This window comes from Nocardia fodinahabitans, from assembly GCF_052983615.1.
The window spans coordinates 5206483-5226096 of sequence record NZ_JBRJJC010000001.1; the positions used below are offsets into that span (position 1 = coordinate 5206483).

The 19614-nt window shown below is 59.9% G+C and carries 22 protein-coding genes; 19 read left to right on the forward strand and 3 right to left on the reverse strand.

Features of this window, described 5'->3' with window-relative positions:
* Window positions 1–442: 442 nt before the first annotated feature.
* The 5 genes from NV348_RS24190 to NV348_RS24210 all read left to right on the forward strand — a co-directional run bounded on the left by NV348_RS24190 (window position 443) and on the right by NV348_RS24210 (window position 4000).
* Window positions 443–592: a hypothetical protein gene (locus NV348_RS24190; RefSeq protein WP_447148874.1), complete on the forward strand. Its 150-nt coding sequence runs from the start codon at window positions 443–445 to the stop codon at window positions 590–592.
* Between the two features lie 305 nt (window positions 593–897).
* Entirely contained in the window at window positions 898–1791 is an 894-nt protein-coding gene (locus NV348_RS24195) for a TauD/TfdA family dioxygenase (RefSeq protein ID WP_447148875.1), read from the forward strand.
* A gap of 57 nt (window positions 1792–1848) precedes the next feature.
* Window positions 1849–2229 carry a GNAT family N-acetyltransferase gene (locus NV348_RS24200; protein WP_447148876.1) on the forward strand — a complete coding sequence of 127 codons (381 nt, stop codon included), beginning with the start codon at window positions 1849–1851 and terminating at the stop codon, window positions 2227–2229.
* Window positions 2229–3320, forward strand: a complete 1092-nt coding sequence (locus NV348_RS24205) for an aminotransferase class I/II-fold pyridoxal phosphate-dependent enzyme (protein WP_447148877.1) — start codon at window positions 2229–2231, stop codon at window positions 3318–3320. The genes NV348_RS24200 and NV348_RS24205 overlap by 1 nt, the downstream gene beginning before the upstream one ends.
* Window positions 3321–3337: 17 nt before the next feature.
* Window positions 3338–4000 (forward strand): aspartyl/asparaginyl beta-hydroxylase domain-containing protein, encoded by a 663-nt coding sequence (locus NV348_RS24210; protein ID WP_447148878.1) that lies wholly within the window; start codon window positions 3338–3340, stop codon window positions 3998–4000.
* Window positions 4001–4084: 84 nt separating this feature from the next.
* On the opposite strand, the gene NV348_RS24215 is transcribed toward NV348_RS24210, so the two are convergent.
* From NV348_RS24215 to NV348_RS24225, 3 genes are all read right to left on the reverse strand, one after another.
* Window positions 4085–5548 carry a serine hydroxymethyltransferase gene (locus tag NV348_RS24215; RefSeq protein ID WP_447148879.1) on the reverse strand — a complete coding sequence of 488 codons (1464 nt, stop codon included), beginning with the start codon at window positions 5546–5548 and terminating at the stop codon, window positions 4085–4087.
* A gap of 877 nt (window positions 5549–6425) precedes the next feature.
* The gene (locus NV348_RS24220; protein ID WP_447148880.1) at window positions 6426–6725 is read right to left on the reverse strand and encodes a hypothetical protein; all 300 of its coding nucleotides are present in this window, start codon (window positions 6723–6725) and stop codon (window positions 6426–6428) included.
* 135 nt (window positions 6726–6860) lie between these two features.
* Window positions 6861–8156: a hypothetical protein gene (locus tag NV348_RS24225; RefSeq protein WP_447148881.1), complete on the reverse strand. Its 1296-nt coding sequence runs from the start codon at window positions 8154–8156 to the stop codon at window positions 6861–6863.
* Window positions 8157–8342: 186 nt separating this feature from the next.
* Between NV348_RS24225 and NV348_RS24230 the strand changes: the two genes are divergently transcribed.
* The 14 genes from NV348_RS24230 (at window position 8343) to NV348_RS24295 (ending at window position 19487) form a co-directional block, all read left to right on the forward strand.
* Complete coding sequence (locus NV348_RS24230) at window positions 8343–9563, forward strand: OmpA family protein (RefSeq protein WP_447148882.1); 1221 nt, start codon at window positions 8343–8345, stop codon at window positions 9561–9563.
* A 53-nt stretch (window positions 9564–9616) separates the two neighbouring features.
* Window positions 9617–11068 carry a hypothetical protein gene (locus tag NV348_RS24235; RefSeq protein WP_447148883.1) on the forward strand — a complete coding sequence of 484 codons (1452 nt, stop codon included), beginning with the start codon at window positions 9617–9619 and terminating at the stop codon, window positions 11066–11068.
* Between the two features lie 2 nt (window positions 11069–11070).
* On the forward strand, window positions 11071–11319 hold the full coding sequence (locus NV348_RS24240) for a hypothetical protein (RefSeq protein WP_447148884.1): 249 nt from the start codon (window positions 11071–11073) through the stop codon (window positions 11317–11319).
* Window positions 11316–11516, forward strand: a complete 201-nt coding sequence (locus NV348_RS24245) for a hypothetical protein (RefSeq protein ID WP_447148885.1) — start codon at window positions 11316–11318, stop codon at window positions 11514–11516. Before NV348_RS24240 ends, NV348_RS24245 begins: the two co-directional genes overlap by 4 nt.
* Before the next feature lie 202 nt (window positions 11517–11718).
* Complete coding sequence (locus tag NV348_RS24250; protein ID WP_447148886.1) at window positions 11719–11973, forward strand: hypothetical protein; 255 nt, start codon at window positions 11719–11721, stop codon at window positions 11971–11973.
* Complete coding sequence (locus NV348_RS24255) at window positions 11966–14149, forward strand: type IV secretory system conjugative DNA transfer family protein (protein ID WP_447148887.1); 2184 nt, start codon at window positions 11966–11968, stop codon at window positions 14147–14149. The genes NV348_RS24250 and NV348_RS24255 overlap by 8 nt, the downstream gene beginning before the upstream one ends.
* Window positions 14146–15147, forward strand: a complete 1002-nt coding sequence (locus tag NV348_RS24260) for a replication-relaxation family protein (RefSeq protein WP_447148888.1) — start codon at window positions 14146–14148, stop codon at window positions 15145–15147. The genes NV348_RS24255 and NV348_RS24260 overlap by 4 nt, the downstream gene beginning before the upstream one ends.
* Window positions 15144–15776 (forward strand): MT-A70 family methyltransferase, encoded by a 633-nt coding sequence (locus NV348_RS24265; RefSeq protein WP_447148889.1) that lies wholly within the window; start codon window positions 15144–15146, stop codon window positions 15774–15776. Before NV348_RS24260 ends, NV348_RS24265 begins: the two co-directional genes overlap by 4 nt.
* On the forward strand, window positions 15773–16405 hold the full coding sequence (locus NV348_RS24270; protein ID WP_447148890.1) for an MT-A70 family methyltransferase: 633 nt from the start codon (window positions 15773–15775) through the stop codon (window positions 16403–16405). The genes NV348_RS24265 and NV348_RS24270 overlap by 4 nt, the downstream gene beginning before the upstream one ends.
* 84 nt (window positions 16406–16489) lie before the next feature.
* On the forward strand, window positions 16490–16912 hold the full coding sequence (locus NV348_RS24275; protein WP_447148891.1) for a hypothetical protein: 423 nt from the start codon (window positions 16490–16492) through the stop codon (window positions 16910–16912).
* Window positions 16913–17022: 110 nt separating this feature from the next.
* The gene (locus tag NV348_RS24280; protein WP_447148892.1) at window positions 17023–17457 is read left to right on the forward strand and encodes a hypothetical protein; all 435 of its coding nucleotides are present in this window, start codon (window positions 17023–17025) and stop codon (window positions 17455–17457) included.
* A complete protein-coding gene (locus tag NV348_RS24285) occupies window positions 17450–18097 on the forward strand; it encodes an antirestriction protein ArdA (protein WP_447148893.1) in 648 nt (215 codons plus the stop codon). Before NV348_RS24280 ends, NV348_RS24285 begins: the two co-directional genes overlap by 8 nt.
* Before the next feature lie 132 nt (window positions 18098–18229).
* A complete protein-coding gene (locus NV348_RS24290) occupies window positions 18230–18634 on the forward strand; it encodes a helix-turn-helix domain-containing protein (protein ID WP_447148894.1) in 405 nt (134 codons plus the stop codon).
* Window positions 18635–18752: 118 nt separating this feature from the next.
* Window positions 18753–19487 (forward strand): ImmA/IrrE family metallo-endopeptidase, encoded by a 735-nt coding sequence (locus NV348_RS24295; protein WP_447148895.1) that lies wholly within the window; start codon window positions 18753–18755, stop codon window positions 19485–19487.
* Window positions 19488–19614 lie beyond the last annotated feature (127 nt).

Genomic DNA, 19614 nt, shown 5'->3' on the forward strand with positions numbered 1-19614 from the left:
CGCTACCGACGAAAACGCACCACAGATCGCGAGGGCGAGGGCGAGGGCCAAGTCTAGGACGATCTCGCCCGGCCGGGGATCGCCGTCGGCTTGTGCCACGGCCTGGAAGTATTTCCTGTTCGAACGACGGCGACGCGAACCGATCCAGGCGGAGTTGGACATGATCGCCCTGCATGGCCACGGGGTGGCTTGCGACCGTTTAGTCGCTGATGTCATGGCGGGCAGGGTGCGGCTGCCAGCGGAGGCGACCGAAGAGGGGGCGGCGAGGTTGGTGTCTGCTGCTGATCCGAGCAAAGCGGACATATGGCCGACGGGCAGCGCCCGCGGGCAGGCGCCGTCATGACGAGAAGGTTCACAGGGTGCGAGAAATGATATGCCACAGCCAATGCCGCGGCGGCATCGAGCTCTGACAGATCGGACCTTCGTGCACGCGGACGGACCGTTGGCCGAGATCTTCACCATCGAGCAAGCACACCGCGAGATGCAATTGCACCGGAACTGCCAGTTGGAACACTGCCCGCGCTCGGCCGTCGCGTTTGGCGTACTGGTCGAGGCCGGGCACGCGATGCCGGACTCCTCATGGCAGAAGTAGGGACGGACCGGCTCTGATGGAAAACCGCGAGCTATATCCAGGCAAACAAACAAGCATCTATGCTGGCAAATTCTTAGGTTCTTCATCGAAACAATATCTTCTGTTTCCAGGCGCTACTCGCTATCCTGTAGGGAGCGCGCAAAAATGCTGTCGCTGATTTCGAGGGGGATCTATGGCAATAATACTGCCTTTGCACGCATTTCAGCATAGAGTCGTCTCATCTTGCCGATCGGTCGACCTCGATATGGTATGAGGATCGAGCACTGCGTACAGAAGGTCTCTCCGATCATCTAAGGAACGCAATCATGCAAATATCGGGCTCACATCAATCTGCCAATCTGGGGGTACCTGCATTCTCTTCCGAGTGGCAGCGATCACTAACCGAAATGCAACTTTCGTTAAGTGAGCGACAAGCCAAGAGCCTCCTCGTCACCGCCGATTCCCCAACATCAACGGTGCCTGAAGAAATCGCGCGAGTATCGCTCATTTCCGCGGCTACCGCCAACGGAACTCCCTTTGCCTTTCGGGTGGAAAGTTCTGAATTGATACAGAATGTCACCATATCGTCGGCATCGGCCACAAGTAGCGTCGGAAAACAGGCCCTGGGCTTTCATACAGACTTCGGCCCACCTACCTCCGGCTCATGGTCGCACTGGGATTTGCGACCGGAAACAATAATCTTGTTGGGGATGGAGGCGCCAACTAATCAGGCAGTCATTACTAGAATTGTAGCGGCAGACGAACTGGCTTCCATGTTATCTTTGTCGACCATCGCTGCGTTGAAAGAATCTGCTTTTCGCTTCCCGGTGTCTTATTCGATGCAGCCAGTACCGCTCGATATTCGCAGGTGGTCTATGCCGGGTCCGATATTTGTTGGAAACGATGGACACCTCCTTTGCGCTGCGGATCTGCCGACCGTGAGTATGTACTTCCATGATGCCTCGATAGCCGGGCGCATATGTCAGAGCGAAAAGGCACAGAATGCCTTGGGCGATCTCTTGACTGCGCTGGACCAGCCACATCTCGGCGTCAGCATCGAGCTAAGGGCTGGGTCACTGTTGGTATTCTCCAATCATTCCGCACTCCATGCAAGATCAGAATATGAGCCAGGAACAGTAGGGCGACGCCGCATGCTCCGTGTCTACAGCACATACGACACATATGCGCTGCTACGTAGAAGAGATGAAATCGTTCAGTAGTGAAAGGGCGGAGGACTAATGCAGACATATCACGTGACATTGGACCGAACACTCTCTATGACGCAGGTCGTAGATCTGTTCAACGAAGTTGGCTGGCACGACGAGGCATCGATTGACGCTGATCGTTTGGAACAATCATTTACGCGCGATGCGATTGTCGCGTCCGCATGGTGTGACGATATGCCAGTAGGATTTGTTCGCGCCAAGATCGACGGAATGTATGTAATCCTGTTCAACTTGGTGGTACACCCCGCTCATCAAGGCCAAGGCTTAGCAGGCCAGCTGTTCGACGCGATCTGTGCCGCAGCGACCTCCGTACCCGGCATCTTTGGCGTGATCGGCCATGCGAATCGCAAAGGCCGCTCCTTTTATAACCGACACGGCGGACTTTTGTATGTGGACGAGCTAGAAATCATCGCATCGAGGAATGACATCTAATGACGCTGGCCGGACTTGATATTCTCCTTGCCGCTCATAAGGAACTAGACACCGAGTGCAGGAACCGGGGTGACAGAGCCGTTCCCGGAGATTGGTATTGCACGAACCCGTTCCTGGAAGATTTGCTGCAATTGCCGCTGGGCGAACCTTCCCGCAAGGAACTTCTTGATTACTACTTTCAGAACGACTCCCAGCGGCTGTCTAATTTGATCCGGGCATTTCATTCCCGTCGAGGTGAGAACATTGCTGGGCAAGCCGTATTTGTTGGTGCAGGAATGACGCCGCTACTCACCGCGCATATGGCCATGCTGAAATCATGGGGCTACACTCGGCTACATTACGTCCGGCCGCTCTACTATACGTACTACTATCTCGCCGATCTACTTGGCATAGAACTAATACCCGTAAATGGCGGCGCACTCCTCGGCAACGAGATTGATGAACTAAGGTTGCCTCCAGAACGTTCCCCGCTACTGCTCTGTTGTCCTCGTTGGTTTATGGGCAAGGCGGTGCCCCGCGTTTTGATTCAACAGATACACGAATGGCAGCAGAAGTGGGGATCGCCAGTCGTTGTCGACGGGGCTTTCCAATATATGCGCTTCGGTTCCGCTAATGTCGCGGAGGAAACAGCTCGCCTCGATCCATCGCTGACCATACGCTCCATTTGCCCAACGAAAGCTGTTGTCGCCCACGGTGTTCGATTCTCGTACAGCCTTGTCCCGCACCGTTGGTTGGAAGATTTCCGGTACGCCTACGCCAACACCTCCGGCTCGGGCTGCAGCTACGATGCCCTCGCGGGCGCGGCGATCATGCAAAGCTTGGGGAGCGACAGGAGCAATACCGAATTGCTGGATTATATCGCTACGCGGCGCCAGATTATTCTCGATGCCGGCCTGGCGAAGGACCCCTTCGATGCCGACAGTGGATACTTCGGATTTGTCGAACTCCCGCTTGCCTCCGAAGAACGGGTAATCAAGATGGGGCCTAGCTTCTTCGATATTGATGACTGCCAACAATTCACACGGATGAATTGGCTGATGGTGGACCGCGAGTTCGACAAGCTCACTACCATAGTCGGTCGGGGGCTTTAGAAATGGGATCACGATTGATGACTGCCCACTCCAAGACCATCAGTTTCCTGGAGGGCGGGTCACAACCGATCTGGGATCACCACTCATTGCCCTGGGTTGCCGCAGCGGAATTGTTGGCACCGAGACTAGCGGCGGAGTTCCTGGATAACAGGATCAGTAAATTGGCCGATATATCGGACATTTCAAGTCGTCAAAACGCTCTGGCGAATGGTCAGCAGTGGTTCGCCGTACCGTTGAAGGTGTATGGGCGAGCAATCCCTGAAGTTGCCACGCGCTTTCCGATTGCCAATTCGATGATCGGTATGTTGCCGGGATGTCGTTCCGCCATGTTTTCGGTCTTCGGCCCCGGAACGGAGCTATCTCCGCATACAGGTGTCACGAGGGCTGTTCTCAGAGTGCTGCTGCCTCTCCGAATTCCTGACGGGGACTGCGGAATGACCGTGGCCGGACAAACGATTCAGCTAAGCGAAGGCCGCTGCGTCGTATTTGATGACTACTTTGAGCACAGCGCATGGAACCGGACAGCCGAGAACCGGATCGTCCTGTTTCTCGACATCGACCGCCCCCTACGATGGCCGTTCTACTCGCTCAATCGTCTGATTCTCGATAGTCTACGTTTTCATCCGGACGCACAGTCTGCCTATCAGCAGGCCCGCCGGGCGTACGCGACCAGCGGGTAGCCGCCACCGCATCGAGCCAACGTAGCCAGGGCGATGTCACCCTGCGTGGTGGTCCACGCATCATTCGCCCTGGCCCCGGCGAAATTAAGCCGACACGGTTTCGAGGTTGATCCCAGGATAGAGCGGATGATCGCCTGTGAGCTGGTCGATCTGTGCCCTGATCTTGGACGTGAGTGCATCGTCAAGTTCCCATTTGACCTTGCTCTTGCCGTCAACGCGAATAGACGACAACGCCTCGTGAATCAGCGACGCGATCACGAGCATGTCTTCCTTCGTGAATCCACGCGTGGTCAGGGCGGCGGTACCAAGGCGGATGCCACTGGTGTACCAGGCGCCATTGGGGTCGAAGGGAAGCACGTTGCGGTTCACCACCACGTTGCATGCGCGCAGCGCCGATTCTGCCTGTCGCCCGGTCAAGCCGTACTGCCTGACATCAACGAGGAGCAGATGATTATCGGTGCCGCCAGTTTGGACGGTTTCCCCGAGTTCTTGCAACGCTCCGGCGAGTGCCTGGGCGTTGGCGACGACGGCTTGGGCGTAGCTCTTGAACTTCGGATCGAGGGCTTCTTTGAAGGCGATGGCTTTTGCTGCCATAACATGAGGCAGCGGGCCGCCGAGAACCATAGGACAACCGCGGTCGATGACATCGGCGAATTCCGCACGCGACAAAATGAAGCCGCCACGCGGTCCACGCAGCGTCTTGTGCGACGTCGAGGTGACGATGTCGGCATACGGTACCGGATTGGCGGTTCCCGAGAAGACGCCTCCAGCCACAAGCCCCGCGAAGTGGGCCATGTCTACCATCAGCACCGCACCGACTTCGTCGGCGATCTTCCGGAACTCACTGAAGTCGATGATCCTGGGATACGAGCTGTAGCCGGCCACAATGAGCAGCGGGCGGGTTTCCAGTGCGATGCGACGAACCTCGTCGTAGTCGATCAGGCCCGTCGTCTCCGACACGCCGTAGGGAATGATGTCGAACATCCTCGCCGACATATTCGTCCGCATGCCATGCGTCAGGTGTCCCCCCGAGTTCAAATCCATTGCGAGCATCTTCTGCCCAGCCAGGAGCTGCCGAAGCTCACGGAACTGCTCTACTGTCAGTTCACGATTGTCCTTGACACCCAGCGCAGCGAGAAACGGCTCTTCGACCTTCTTGGCCAGCACGGCCGAGAAGGCCACCAGATTTGCGTCCGCCCCACTATGCGGCTGGACGTAGGCATGTTCGGCCGAGAACAGTTGCTTGGCCAGGTCGACGGCCAACGATTCGATTGTGTCTACGTGTTCACACCCCGCATACCAGCGCTTGCCCGGCGCGCCTTCGGCGTACTTGTCGGTGAGCCAGTTACCCATTGCTATCTGCACAGCTGACGAGCTGTAGTTCTCGCTTGCAATCAGCTTCAACTGGCGCCGCTGATCTTCAAGCTCACCCGTAATGGCAGTGGCCACTTCGGGTAGAATATTCGAAATAACTTCCAGGCCTTCACGGAAGACCGTTGAAGACAATTCAGCGATATCGGCGTCAGAGCGAATGGGGGCGTTTGTCATATGACTATATTACCATAGGGCATATATTTCCCCAATTCTAGGGTAGCAGACAAGGTGTGGGTATCGGCTGTAGATGTGTCGATAGAAGCTGGTTGGCCGATATCCGCAGAAGCAATCAATAGACTCGTTCGACGCAGCGCATTCGCCTGTAGTAGTCGATCACCTGCTACATGCAGTCGGCATCGACCGGGGGCAATGTACATAAAGTCGGCCCTGGGCTGACCACATGGCGCGTACCTCTCGGGTGGCTAAAACGAGCTCAGATCTGTCGGGTCGGGCCAGGGCTTCTTGTCACTGAAGGCCAGGACCTTAGTGGGATCGTCCGGGTCCAAGAGCACGAGTCCTTTGAGGCCAACGCTGCCCGGCTATCGGAACGTTGAACACCAGATTGCCTTCCTGCACAGCCCGCCCGTTCGGCTGATGGCGAAGGGGCTTGAACGCGGGTTTGCCCTGGTTCAAGGACCACGTAGGGCCAACTACTGGCGAACCCGTCCCACGTCATCATGTTGTTTGGCAGCGTGAGCGGAACCGCATCGCGATTGACGTTCGGTGGAACGGCCCAGTACTTCTGTCCGTCATGGGTAACAACGATCGGCTTGTCGCCCAGCTCCGCGGTCGATGCCGGCGGTGGCTGCCACCAGGATTCGTAGATCTCGGCGTCGAGGTGCAGCAGATGCCGTGGTAGTTCGAGTCGCCCGGAGCCCCGCAGATAGCACCAGGCTCAACTGATACAGCGTTGATGCGGGCAGCGCGCTTCTTCCACAAGTAGAGTGAATTGAAAGAGGGCCGTACTGCGAATCGCAATACGGCCCTGCCCCTTCATTTGACACTAGCGCCGAGGTGGCTTGCCGCGATCGGATCGTGGCATTTCTGCCAGTTAATCCTCAAGCCGGATCATCGTCGCGAAGTAGTCCTCGGCCAGATCGAGTCGCTCGGCATGCTCATCCAGCCGATACCGGAAGCAGTTGATCGTCTTGACGAAGCTCAGCATTACGCAGCAAGCTCCGACGATGATCAGCAGCCGCCACAGGGGTGACAGATCACCCCACAGCAGCGCGAGGACGAGGATTTTGGCCGTGAACAGCGCCGGTTCGTACGCGGCATGGATGAACACAGCCAGCCAGGTGTAGCGCCAATCTTCCCAGCGTTGGGTGAAGGAACGGATAATCGCCGCCATATTAGCCTCCGAGGCGAGTACCTTAGCTAGAAGCTAGGGGTCACGACGGGAATGCCGACGACCGCAAGCGGCACGCTAGGAGCCTGACGCCAACGGTTATTTAATTGTATCATATTTTGTATTATCTGTCAATAATCAGACCACTACGGTCGCGATAGAAACCCTTCCAAATGATGCACCTGGAGACGGGGAATACAGGCCATAATATACGCTATTCTCAAGAGAAAGGCCACCGATTTGTGATTTGTAGTATTTCGGGTCTTCGATCCACTTGACCGTCTCCAGTAGGCCATCGTCTGCGAACGTCCAACCAAATGCCACGACTGGCGATGGCTGGATATCGCATCGAAAAATCGGGTTATTCGGAGTTTCTTCGTTTGCGCCAAATATCATCTCGTGCGTGTTCGCCTCTGGAGTCGATATCACTAACCCCGTGATTGAAAGACACGATGTTCCATCGTTTAGAATTACTTCATAGGGCCACGGCTCGACCCAAGGTGGCACGGCGTTTACTTCAGGCATTGCTACGACGGGTGCATGCCACTTGGTGTACTTCTTTTCTCGACCTAGGCTTGGGCATGCAACTGCGCCTTGTATGACAGCGAAGCATGGATCTAATTTTATGCGGGTCGTACCATCCGGTCCAGGTATGAGACACAGATAGGCATCCGAACGGTTGGATGCCGGAGAATTTCCACAAAAAGCTTCCCCGGGTGTGCTCTCGTACGGGAAGTCGAAGAATCTATGCCCCGCCACATAGATAACGTCAGTTTGGACAGGCGTTTGCGATGCTGCGTCCCGGATAACAACTGCAATTATCGAGGCAACTGCGGCGAGCGCAGTCAGCAAGCCGACAAACACCGCCCATTTGGGAGAGCGTGCGAGCCTTCGCGCTGAACGATCAATTCTTCTGTTTACCCTTGCCCACCAGCGTGCCCATGCTGAGCTACTCGTCTGAGAAGTGCTGTTCTTTCCGCTTCTTTTCGCGCCGCTGTCGCCATCCGATTTTGCAGACTTCTTGGCGGTGCTATGAGCTAGTCGCTCTTCGCAATATTCGCTGATGGATTCGGCTAGCTTTTTTATCAACGGATATTCCTTGTGCCGCCTAAATCCATCGGCGGTCACAAACAGTACACGAGCCGCCTTCTCGCGGCGGACCGTCAATGATGTTCGTCGAACCTCGGACCGTATTCCGAACAGTATGTTCAGCGCGTCCCGTTCGCCATCTATGTCGAGCCTATCGATACTCGATGTAATTACGTTTTCCAGGTCCTTCGCGGTCGTTTTTGAGTCACCCGATCCGGCCGCGATAGCACATCGGCGCAGTGCAGGAACCTCCACCTGCCCAATCGAATTCACCCCCTTCTTTCTCACGACCACTAGATTCTGGCGAACTGCGTCGATCGACGGCAGCTGCGGGCTGTCAGTCACCCTCAGATCATGCCTCAGATCATGCCTCACCGGCGGGTGGCAAGCATGGCCGGATCGCGCATCCTCCGCTACCAAGGACCGCGCCCAGTCTCGCCCACTTTTGCTACTCAGCATCCGCGCAGTTCAGCCCACTTTTTGGTCCGAAGATGGAGGGCGTCAATCGTTCCCTCTAGAAGGAGAATTCGCATGGCCGCACCCACAGCAATGCCGACGCCCACGCTGGCCGCCCGGATAACTCATCTCACCCGTACCAGCCTCACCACCACCGTAGTGATGCTCATAGCCCCAGCAGGTCTGCTCGGCGTGATCGGTTGCGCATCGGCACCCGCAGACACATCGGCGTCCGCGATCACCCTCGTCGTCACCGCCACCAGCGCCGAACCCCGACCGGCCCTGCCGGATTCGGTGGTGGAGGAACTGACCACGATGGCTAAACGCTCCAAGCGGGCCGGCGACGCCACCGTCCGCGTGGTGTCCTCGGCCACCGGCGAAATCACCGCCATCGACCTGACACCCCTCCGTCCCGGCAGCAGGCAGGTGCAGCACGCGCACGCCGATGCTGAGCGTCAGATCGACACTGCCCTTGAGGAAATCGCCGCCACAGCGGTGAACCTGAAGGCAGATACTCCGGGCCTGAATCTGCTGTCGTTGCTCGACCGTGCCAGCCAACTGCCCGGCGATCTGCACATCATCTCCTCCGGCATCAGCACGGAGGCCCCGATGGACCTGCGCATCCTCGGCTGGAACACCAACGCGGACGCCATTATTGACAGCATTGCGAGGCAAGGGCATCTGCCTGACCTTGCAGGCCGTCACGTGACGTTCCACGGCCTGGGCGTCGCCGCCGGATCGCAACCGAGCTTGCCGCCGGTTGCACGACTGTTTGTCGAACCGTTGTGGACCGGCATTTGCCAGAGGGCGCAGGCGGCCAGTTGCACCGTCGCGCATGACGTGCCGACCGCGGCACAGCCGCTGTCCACGCTGCCGGTGCCGGTCGTGCCGGTGCCGACTGCCATCACCGAGAGCGGTTGCCCAGTCTGGCTGAACCTCTCGGATTCCGTCCTGCACTTCTCCCCGGGGAGCGCCATCTTGCCGGCGAACGCCGACGATGCCCTCCGTCCGATCGTGCAAGCCGCCGCCCGCTGTGACATCCAGTCCATCGATGTTGCCGGTCACATCGCCGACACCAGCGTCGGTGACGACCGCGACGACCTCGCGGGACGCCGCGCCCGTGCAATGGCGGATCGGCTCATTGCCCTCGGCCTGCCGCCCGTGCAGCTCGGTGCTGTCACCGGCCGCGGTGCCAGTGAACCGGTCATCCCGAATTTCACCGCCGGTCTGTTCGACGAAGCGAAGGCGCAGCAGAACCGCCGCGTCGAGCTGACCTTTCACCGGACCGGTCGCTGATGCCCGATCCGTTTCCGAAGTCCTTTTCCGCCAACCAGATTGGAAGTCCACCCATGACCATCACCACCAGGCCGAACGGCCGTCATCCCGAGCAGCGTCCAGCCGTGACGCTGCGCAAGCTGACTGACCCGCCAATCGCCGCCGAGGTGCCCTACGACCCAAAGTCGGTGCCGAAGAAGGAGATCGCCACCTCCTTGATCGGGCGCGGCCCGATTCCCCTGGCCTGGCTGACCATGGTGCTCGCCTTGGTGTCCGAACAGTGGCGCATCGGCGCACAGCGTGCCGCTTCCACGTTCAGCAACCTCGAAGCCTTGGTCATGAGCAAGGGCATGGCCGGGGGTGCCAAGCTGCGCGACCAGGGTGCCGCGCGGTTGGCCGAGGTGGTCGATCAGTACCAGCGCGTCACAGCGGACATTGCCGGGCGACGCGTGGCGCTGACGCGGCTCGATCAGGCACCGGTTTGCGGGGCCAACGGCGAGGTGCTGTCCGCCAGCAGCGCTACCAGCCGCATGCAAACCGTCGCCGCCACCGTGGAACAGGAGCGCGATGCGGGCAGCCTCAAGCATCGGCGGGTACCCGCCCGGTTCCATCGCCTGATCATTATCGCCTCGCTACTGGACTTCCCGGTCCTGCTGTACTTCGTGACGCAGGTGTTCAATGTTGATCTTGCTGGCCTAGCGGCCGGTGACGGCGCAGCCTGGGGCGAGAGCCTGATACCACTGATCACCAGCGTCGTCTTCGCACTGCTCGGCACTGCGGCCGTGGCGGTCGGCCTGAAGTTCTTCGGCCGGGACGTCAAGGGCTACAAGGACGCGGACGGGCACATCACGTTGCCCGAGGGCACGGCGAAGATCATCCCGCTGATCTTCATCGGTTTGTCGGCCGCGTTGGCGATCGGCGCCGGAATCGTGATGGCGTATCGGATCGTCGCCGACAGCGTGGCCGCGGGCAATGGGATCGGCAGTGCCGTCATCTTGGGTGTCTTCTTCGCGGTCGTCGTCATCGTTGTGAACGTGGTCGTCTTCGCGGTGTACTACCGGGACGGGTCGCTCTTGACCGACGAAATCGGGCAGTTGGCCGCGCAACTGGAACCGATCGAACGACAGCGGGTGGAGTTCCAGCGCCAGATCGACGCGCTGATCCCCGAATTGGAGGTCCTGCGCGTCAAGGGCGAACAGGTATACGCCACCACCATCGCCAAGATGGGCGAGGCGATCAAAGGCGCGGATCAGGTGCGGCTGCTGGCTCGTTCCTATCACCAAGGCTGCGGTCCGGAGGCCGAACTCATCGACCAGCACGACAATCCGCTGCGCGGGTTGCTGTTGCCCGACGCCACGGTCGATACCTCGATGCTGGACGCATTGCTTAAGCGGATGGCGCCGGACGAAAAGATCACCGATCCGTACAACGGCGAGGAATCGGACGCCAAGCTGAGGGGTGACACCGCGATACCTGCGGTCGTCCCAGCCGTCGATCTTGATGACGAGCTCGGTGGGGAGTGGTGAGCATGATCATCCGCAACCATCGTGTCGTGTTGAACGAGCTGCAGCCGAAGGTGCCACCCGGTGACGACCTCGAAACATGCAGTGAGCTGGTCAATTTCGTGGTGAGGCGCAGTCTGCGCCTCACCCGCGACATCCAGCGCTACGCCGGCGAGCGGGCCGATGCGGCACCGGCCAGCAGTCTGCTGGCAATGGAGTTCGGAGCCATTGTCGCGGCCGAGGCGATCGAGTGGGTACGGCGGTGGCCAGCATGAGCGACGAACTGAACATGGCCGAGAAGTTCAAGAAGGGCTGCATCAGCGTCCTGGTCGGGGTCATCGCGGTCTACTGCGCAGTGGGCGTCATCGAATCCATCTGGCCGACGCTGGCGATCATCATCGGGGTGCTGGGGGTCATCGCTCTGGTTATCGGCGGCGTCATGATCTACCGAAAATTCCGTGCCGGGTGGTGAATAAAATGTGCCAAACAACCGCGATCTTCCACCCCTGTTATTAATAGCCGTTTCGGTGTTGTAGTTTGGTCAAACTCTATTGCCTGGTGAATAGATTCACCGCATAGTAGAGCTATGACCTGGTGAAAGTATTCACCGGCCAGCCCGGCGAGCATCTTCGCTGATGGCAATTATCAAATGTAATTCGAATAGGAGGAGTGCTATGTCCAAAACAGGACGATCGAACTATCGCCGAGGTGACCGCGAAGGCCGTCGCAAGGCAAAGGTGGAGCGTCATATTTATGTGCGAGCTGTGCGCAATCAACCCCCGGACGTGAAATTGCTGGGTAAGGCGTTCCTCGCGCTCGCGTTGGCCGATGCGGCCCGTATGGCGCAGGAGAAAGAGGCCGATGGCGAGAGTCGCGATACCAAGCCGGATCAGGCGGATGTCACCCCGGAGGTGCGCGATAATGACTGATCAATCAGACCTCACCGCCAATTCTCTCGTCTGGCAGCTCCTCTTCTGGCCCAGCCCCTTCCGGGAAGGAGCAGCCACGTCGCTGCTCCGCCACTGGGCGGCACAGAAACATGCGCCACAGCTCATCCTCGAAGCCCGCGCAACCAGCGACGGCGTGGAATACCTTGTGGGCAGCCAGCTTCGACATGTACACAGCGTGCGACGGTCGGTCGAGCAGCTGATCAGCGGCTCAGTGGTGACGCCGTTTGATCCCACCGAGCGTGGGGAGATTGTCACCGCCCGCCGCCTGAAGCTCACCGCCACGGACTGGCCGCTGGAACCAGTAGATCGGGTGGCCTCCAGCCGTTCCATCCTGAGCGCCCTTACCGCCGTGAACGCCGGGGAGCGACTGGTGATTCAGGTGGTGCTGGGGCCACGTCGCCAGCCGATGTTGCCGCCTAGCGAACAGCCCCACGGTGGCCACCAATCGGTGGCGTCGAAGGTGTGGAACGGGTTGCTGCCGGATAAGCGCCCGAACGCCCGGCAAGCCGTCGCTCGCAAGCTCGGCCACCACGGCTTCGCGGCCGTCATCCGCATCGGCGTCGAGGCTGGCACCGCGGACCGCCGAAAATCCCTAATACTCGGATTGGCGGCGGCGATCGGCACGGTGGAGACGGCCGGGGTGCATCTCAAGCTGGCGGACGAGAAAGCCGCAAAGGTCAACGGGCCGAAAGCAACCTGGTCGATCCTGACCCCGGCGCAGCCGCTGAGTGTGCCGGAACTGAGTCACCTTTTGGCCTGGCCGGTTAGCGATCACGACGAGCGCTTTCCCGGTCAACCGCCGCTGCATCCGAAACCGGTCCGACCGACTCCTGCGCTACTGACCGGCGAGCGGGTGATCGCCGAGGCCAACGCCCCCGGCGTCGGCGGGACCATCGGGTACGACGTGCTCGACAGCATGCGGCATACGTGGGTCATCGGGCCGAACGGCACCGGCAAGTCGACGCTGCTGCTCAACCTGATCGTTCAAGACCTCGAAGCGGGTCGGCCGGTGGTGGTGATCGAACCGAAGGATCTGGTGACGGACATCCTGGCGCGGATTCCTGAGCATCGGAAACAGGACGTGGTCCTCCTGGATGCCCTTGATGAGGCACCGGTCGGAATAAATCCGTTGGCGCACAGCGAGGGACGCACCCCCGAGGTGATCGCGGACTCGCTGTTCGGCACCATCCACGCCATTCACGGTGATCTCGGGCCACGGTCGGCCGACATTCTGCGAAATGCCTTGGAGGTGCTGGCGAAGCGCGATGACGCCTCGCTCACCATGCTGCCGCTCCTGCTCACCAATCCGGGGTTCCGCCGGTCGCTCACCCAGCGGGTGATCCGCGACGATCCTTTCGCGGCCGGGCCGTTCTGGGCCTGGTTCGATGCGATGTCACCAGAAGCGGTGGATACGAAGATCGCTCCACTGAGCAACAAGCTGCGTCCACTCCTGACCCGCCAACTGAGAGCTGTTCTGGCGCAAAGGAACCCACGCTTTAACATCCGCGATGTCCTCCGGCAGAACAAGGTCTTGTTGGTGCCCTTGCAGAAGGGCGTCATCGGGCCGGAAAGCGCGCAACTGCTGGGCGCGCTCGTTCTGGCGGAATTGTGGCAAGCGATCCGGGAACGAGCCGGGACGCCGGAAGAGACCAGGCAGCCCGTCGCAATCTACATCGACGAGGTGCAGGACTACTTGCGCCTGCCAACGGATCTGGGTGATGCGCTGGCCACCGCCCGCAGCCTGCGCGCCGGGTTCCACCTGGCGCATCAGTACCAGAAGCAGCTGCCTCCGGCGATGCTCGACGCCTTCCGCAACAACGCCCGCTCACGGATCACCTTCCAACTGCAATCGGGTGATGCCAAAGACATGGCGGCAGGGCAGACGATGATCGCGCCGGAAGACTTCGGGGCACTGCCTGCCCACCACATCTACGCCAGCCTGATGCGGGACAACTCCGTTCAGCCGTGGGCCTCCGGCACCACGTTGCCACCGCCACCGATCACCAGCGATCCGAATGAAATCCGCCGGTTGAGCCGGGAACGCTACGGCCAACCGCTCGATGAGATCGAGGCGGGGTTCACCGAACTGCTCGAACAGGTCAACGGCGGTGCAGGCGACGGCACCGGGTCCGGACGTCGAAGGCGGCAAGCATGAACGACGGATTGGAGGGAAGCGACGTAACTTTCACATCTGTTGACGGTATTCGTCCCGCTATTCGTGCCGCATCGACCACAACATCCCCATCGACGTCGATCAATGGCTCCTTGCGGGAGCCGAATGATGGTGCCCTACAGGGCACCACACCCCGCCACCACTTACGCACCACCAGCCCTGTTCGTGACATCACATCGCTGGCGACTCAGCTCAGTGACCGTGATTGGTCGATCGTGCGCTCAGTAGCCGAACACCGCTATCTGACTGTGGCACAGATCCAGGCGCTGCACTTCGGCGACATGCCACCAGGCAGCGGCCCACGGACGGCACAGCGGGTACTCGCCCGGCTGCGACGCCACCGAATACTGGCGAGCCTGACACAGCGGATTGGCGGCATCCAATCGGGCAGCAACGGCATGGTCCATTACCTGGACGCTGTCGGGGATCGGCTCTTGCGACTGGAGGCGGGCCGCGGCCACCGACGACGGTTCAAACAACCCACACAACGATTCCTCGACCACCAGCTGGGCATCGCTACCGCGCACGTCGCCCTTGTGGAGGCTGACCGTGCCGAGGCTCTGGAGCTGCTGCGCTGCGAGATCGAGCCCATCGCCTGGCGTTCCTACATGGGTATCGGTGGCGCACGGCTGACCCTCAAACCGGATCTGTACGCCGAAACTGCCTCACCGCCCAGTAGCGAGTACGTCGACGCTGCCTTCATCGAGATCGATAGGGGCACCGAATCGATCCCGACCGTTCTGAAGAAGTGCCGCGAGTACGAGTCCTACAGGCGGCAAGGCATCGAACAGGAACGTAGCGATGGGGCGTTCCCGCGCGTCGTCTGGAGCATGAGCGCCGACACCGAGGCAAAGGCCGAACGGCGTCGCACCGCATTGCGCGAGGCGATCGAGAAGGACCGAACACTGCCCGCCGATCTGTTCTGTGTCATCGCGCCTGAGCAGCTTGTCCACGTAATGCAGAAAGGAGCCGAACTATGACCATTACCAACGTTATTCGCCGCTACCGCACTATTCTGGCAGACCCTCCGTGGACGCGGAATCAGGTCGGAAGCTGGGGAGCGTCAGCCCACTATCCACTGATGTCGCTGGAGCGGATCGCGGGTATGCCCGTTGCTGATCTCGCCGAAGACAACGCCCACCTGTGGCTGTGGGTCACTAACGCCACACTGCGCGACGGATTCGACGTCATCGAATCATGGGGATTCGTCCCGCGTTCGCCGCTCACGTGGATCAAGCCGCGCTTTCAGCTGGGCAACTATCTCCGCAACGCCACCGAGCATTTGCTCTTCGGCACCCGCGGCCGGGCGCCGGTCAACTTCAAGGCTCAGCCGACCTGGATGTTCGCCCCATTGCAAGAGCACAGCCACAAGCCTGAAGAGCAGTACGCCGTGATCGAGCGGGTTTCGGGTGGCCCCTACCTGGAACTGTTCGCACGGCGGCACCAACCGGGATGGCATGTCTGGGGCAACGAGGTCGACGCCGATGTGGTGATCCCGGGCTACCCCGTGCCATCGGACCGGGCAAAGACGACAAATATTTGTGAAGGGTCGCCGCTCCCGCATACCCGCAGGAAGAAGGCCATCCAACAGGAAGGAGGTGAACTATGACAGACACCAAAGTTATTCAGATGCCGAAGGATTCGGTACACCCGAAGCGCTACCGCACGATCATGGCAGACCCGCCGTGGGACATCCTTCAGCGTGGCCATCTCGGTGCCTCGCAGCACTACGACCTGATGAGCATCGAACAGATCAAGGCCATGCCGGTGGGCGAACTGGCCGAGGACGATGCGTATCTCTGGCTCTGGGTCACCAACGGTGCCTGGCGTGCGGGGTACGACGTCATGGAAGCCTGGGGATTCACCTACCGCTCACCACTTACCTGGGTGAAGCCGCGTCTACAACTCGGCCAATACCTGCGCAACATGACCGAGCATGTTCTATTCGGCACGCGCGGCAAAGCCAAGGTCAACTTCCGGGCACAACCGACGTGGTTCATCGCGCCGGTCCAGGAGCACAGTCACAAGCCCGAAGAGCAGTTCGCGATCATCGAACGGGTCAGTCCCGGACCGTATCTCGAACTATTCGCCCGCAGACAGCAACCCGGCTGGGACGTCTGGGGCAACGAGATCGACTCGGACGTGGTGATTCCGGGCTACCCCGTACCTTCCGACGCCAAGCACCTGAGCACGACGGCTGATCGGCCACGGGGTCGACCCCGCAAGACCGCCGCGTAGGCGGCACACCGGCTCGTCGGTGTCCTGCGGCCGTACTTGTAAGCGCTACCTGCGCTTACCGGCCGCTCGCACCGAGGAGGAGCGATGTCCACACCCGAAGGGGGCAAGGAAATCACCCTTGCCATCCGTATCGACACCGCCCGGCACGCCCAGCTCACCTGGATCGCCGAACTACGCGGCACCAGCCTCAAGGCTGAATGCTTCAAGGCTGTCGATGCCTACATCGAAGCCGCCAAGCAAGATCCCGAGCTGATGGCCAAGGCAACAGCCGCCCGCGAGGCGATCGAAGCCGAAGCCAAGGCGCGCCAGGCGGCTATCGACAACCTGTTCACTGCCACCCCGCCACCACCGCCAGACGACGAGGACGCCCCCGTCGTCACGGTGACGGAGGTCGGAGCCGACGCCGACGTGGCGGAAGCTTCCGGCGACGAATCGCCGACAGGCACGCGCCGCAGCCGTAACCGCCGTGGCGGGCAGCAGGCAGGAGGTGAGCAGCCGGACAGCTGAGCATCGCTCAGCCCAGGTGTAAGAGGCCGGCGGACGGCGGATGGAGGGAATGCACACCCTCTCCGCTGTCCGACCGGCCAACACTCAACCATAACGAAAGAGAGGTAACCATGAGCGAGAAATACCCACAGCCACAACGGAATTCAAGCGAAGACGAACCGGAAGCAGCCGACACCATCACGTCCGACGAACCGGGCGGTGAACCCGAGTTGGAACTGCGCTGGGCGATCAGCGACGCCATACTGGCGGCGATCGACAACATGATCGAACAGCCGGGCGACGCATCACACGCTGCGACCCGTGCCCTCGCGGACAGGCTCGTTCAACACGTCTACGGCGCCATCCCACCAGATGGCCAGGACCGGCAACCCGTGGCGCTGCTGACCGCTACCGTTACCGACCGAATCATCGAGCTCGCCGGGGCGTACCAGCAGCTGACAACCAGCGATCTACAAGGCGCTGTCGAGGCACTCGCCCTGCCGCTGGTACGTCACCAGTTGATCTCTGACGCCAAGAGGGACGTCGAAGGCGGTGATCATGAATGAACGGTTCCCACAACGTGATCTACCCAGCGGACACCAGGGCGATGGTGCAGACCTCGAAGCCAGCCGCGAACAGCAATCCCAGATAAACCCCCGCATCTACGTCACCCGCGGCCTGCCGCTGCGCGCCGAGCTGACCGATGGCACCTGGCTGGACATGGCGCGCGATCCACGGACCATCGCGGCCGAAATGTACGCCGTCCTCACCCGCGACGAGGCCACTGAGGGGGACCCGCTCTATATCTGGGACTACGACGGCTTCGGCGCGTTCAGTATCACCACTGGGGCGATTGGATTGGAGGGCGTCGACAGCATCGAACTGCTGGCACAGGTGGCGCGCGGCATCAAGGAGCACGGTCCGGCCTACGCCGCCTGGGCAGAAGCGCACGAAGACGATCCACACCTGTTCGACCACTTTGCAACGGCCTACAGGGGCCACCACGAGAGCATGGCCGCCTACGTGCGGCAACTGTTCGCGCCGCTCGGCATTGAAGACCGGCTCAAGCAGGCGGTACCAGCGACATTGGAGGAGTTCGTATATGTCGACTATGCAGCGATCGGTGAGGAGATTCTCCGCGAGAGGGATATTGTCGCGTTTCCTACCGAGGGCGGCGGAGTGTGGATATTCGATGAGAGCGCATAGTTGCGCCATGCATTCATATTCGTAAAACAGGACAAAAGAATTGTTGTGAAATTGTAAAAATGGTCCGAAAGCGTTGAATATATTCACCGCCCGGAGGTATTATTGAATGCGAATGGGGGCAAGAATATGAACATGGATTCGCACATTAACGAAACAGGCGACATTGTCAGACTGGCAAAATTCCTGAGATCCAGGCGCGAAGCGCTGGGGCTATCTGCCCGGATGGTTGCCCAGCAAGCTGACGTCGACAAGGCGACGATCACACGTCTGGAACTCGGACAGATTTCGCATCCACGCAGCGAGAACATCAAAGCTATTGCTCAGGTGCTGCGCGTGCCAGTCAGTGACCTATTCGCTGTCGCCGGTTGGATGCCTAAAGGTGAACTGCCGACACTGCGACCGTACCTGCGCACGAAATACAACCTCTCCGCAGCGGAAGCGAAAGAGATCGAAACGGACTTCGCGCGTATCGCCAAAGAAAAAGGCATCAGCTTTAACGAGTACGACGGGCCGATCGATGGTGAAGACGAAGCATGAGCCCAGGACGGAGGCTTGTATTCAGCGGTTAATAATTCCTTAATGTCATAATAAGTAAAAAGAAAGGAGTAGTGTCCATCAACTAGCAACCGCTAATTTCCGAAAGGAGGTGACACCAATGCGCGACGCGCGATCAACTTTAACCAATCGAGAAACCCTCGCTGAACATCAAGAAGGGGGCATTTTTCGGCTCAGCATCCTGCACGAACTACGCAGACTCGTGCCTCGCCGACCGAACGTCACCAACGCGGAAGCGCTGGTGATCGCTGAACTACAGGCGGCCAAGCTGCTGGAGCTGTGCGAGATTGACAGCGGTCCGGTACCGAGCGAGATCGTTTCCAGGCTACCGAAACTGCGCGTGGAACGGACGCTCCGAAGCGCGTCGGGAGCCAGCCTGTGGGATCGGGGACGTGGTGAATGGGTGATATACCTCAATCGGATCGACTCCTGGCGCCGACAGCGATTCACCCTGTTTCACGAGTTCAAGCACATCGTAGACCACGGCCACAGGCACGTCCTGTATGCCGGACCCGGCCATAGTGATTCAGATATCGAGGCTGAACGCGCCGCTGACTACTTCGCGGGCTGCGTATTGGTACCAAAGAAATTCCTCAAACGCGCCTGGGGGCAAGGCACCCAAAAGGTAGTCGATCTCGCCCGCCTGTTCGGCGTGAGCGAAGTTGCGATCGAAGTCCGGCTCCGTCAAACCGGATTGGTCGGATGCGACCATCGCGATGAAAGCGGCGTCGTGCGCCATGCCCTCGGGTGGCAGGCGAACTGCCACGGTCGTCACGGCGATGGCCAACGGTGGTCAGGATTGTCCAGGATTGATTTTGTAAGGAGTTTGCAATGAAAATGTCGGACAACACGGCAAATGAGGATCGCCGCACTCGCACGGCTACGTCGCAAGATGTCGACCTGATTCGAACCAGATAAAAGAACAAGATCGGAGGACGGGCATGACACAAAACCTATCTCAA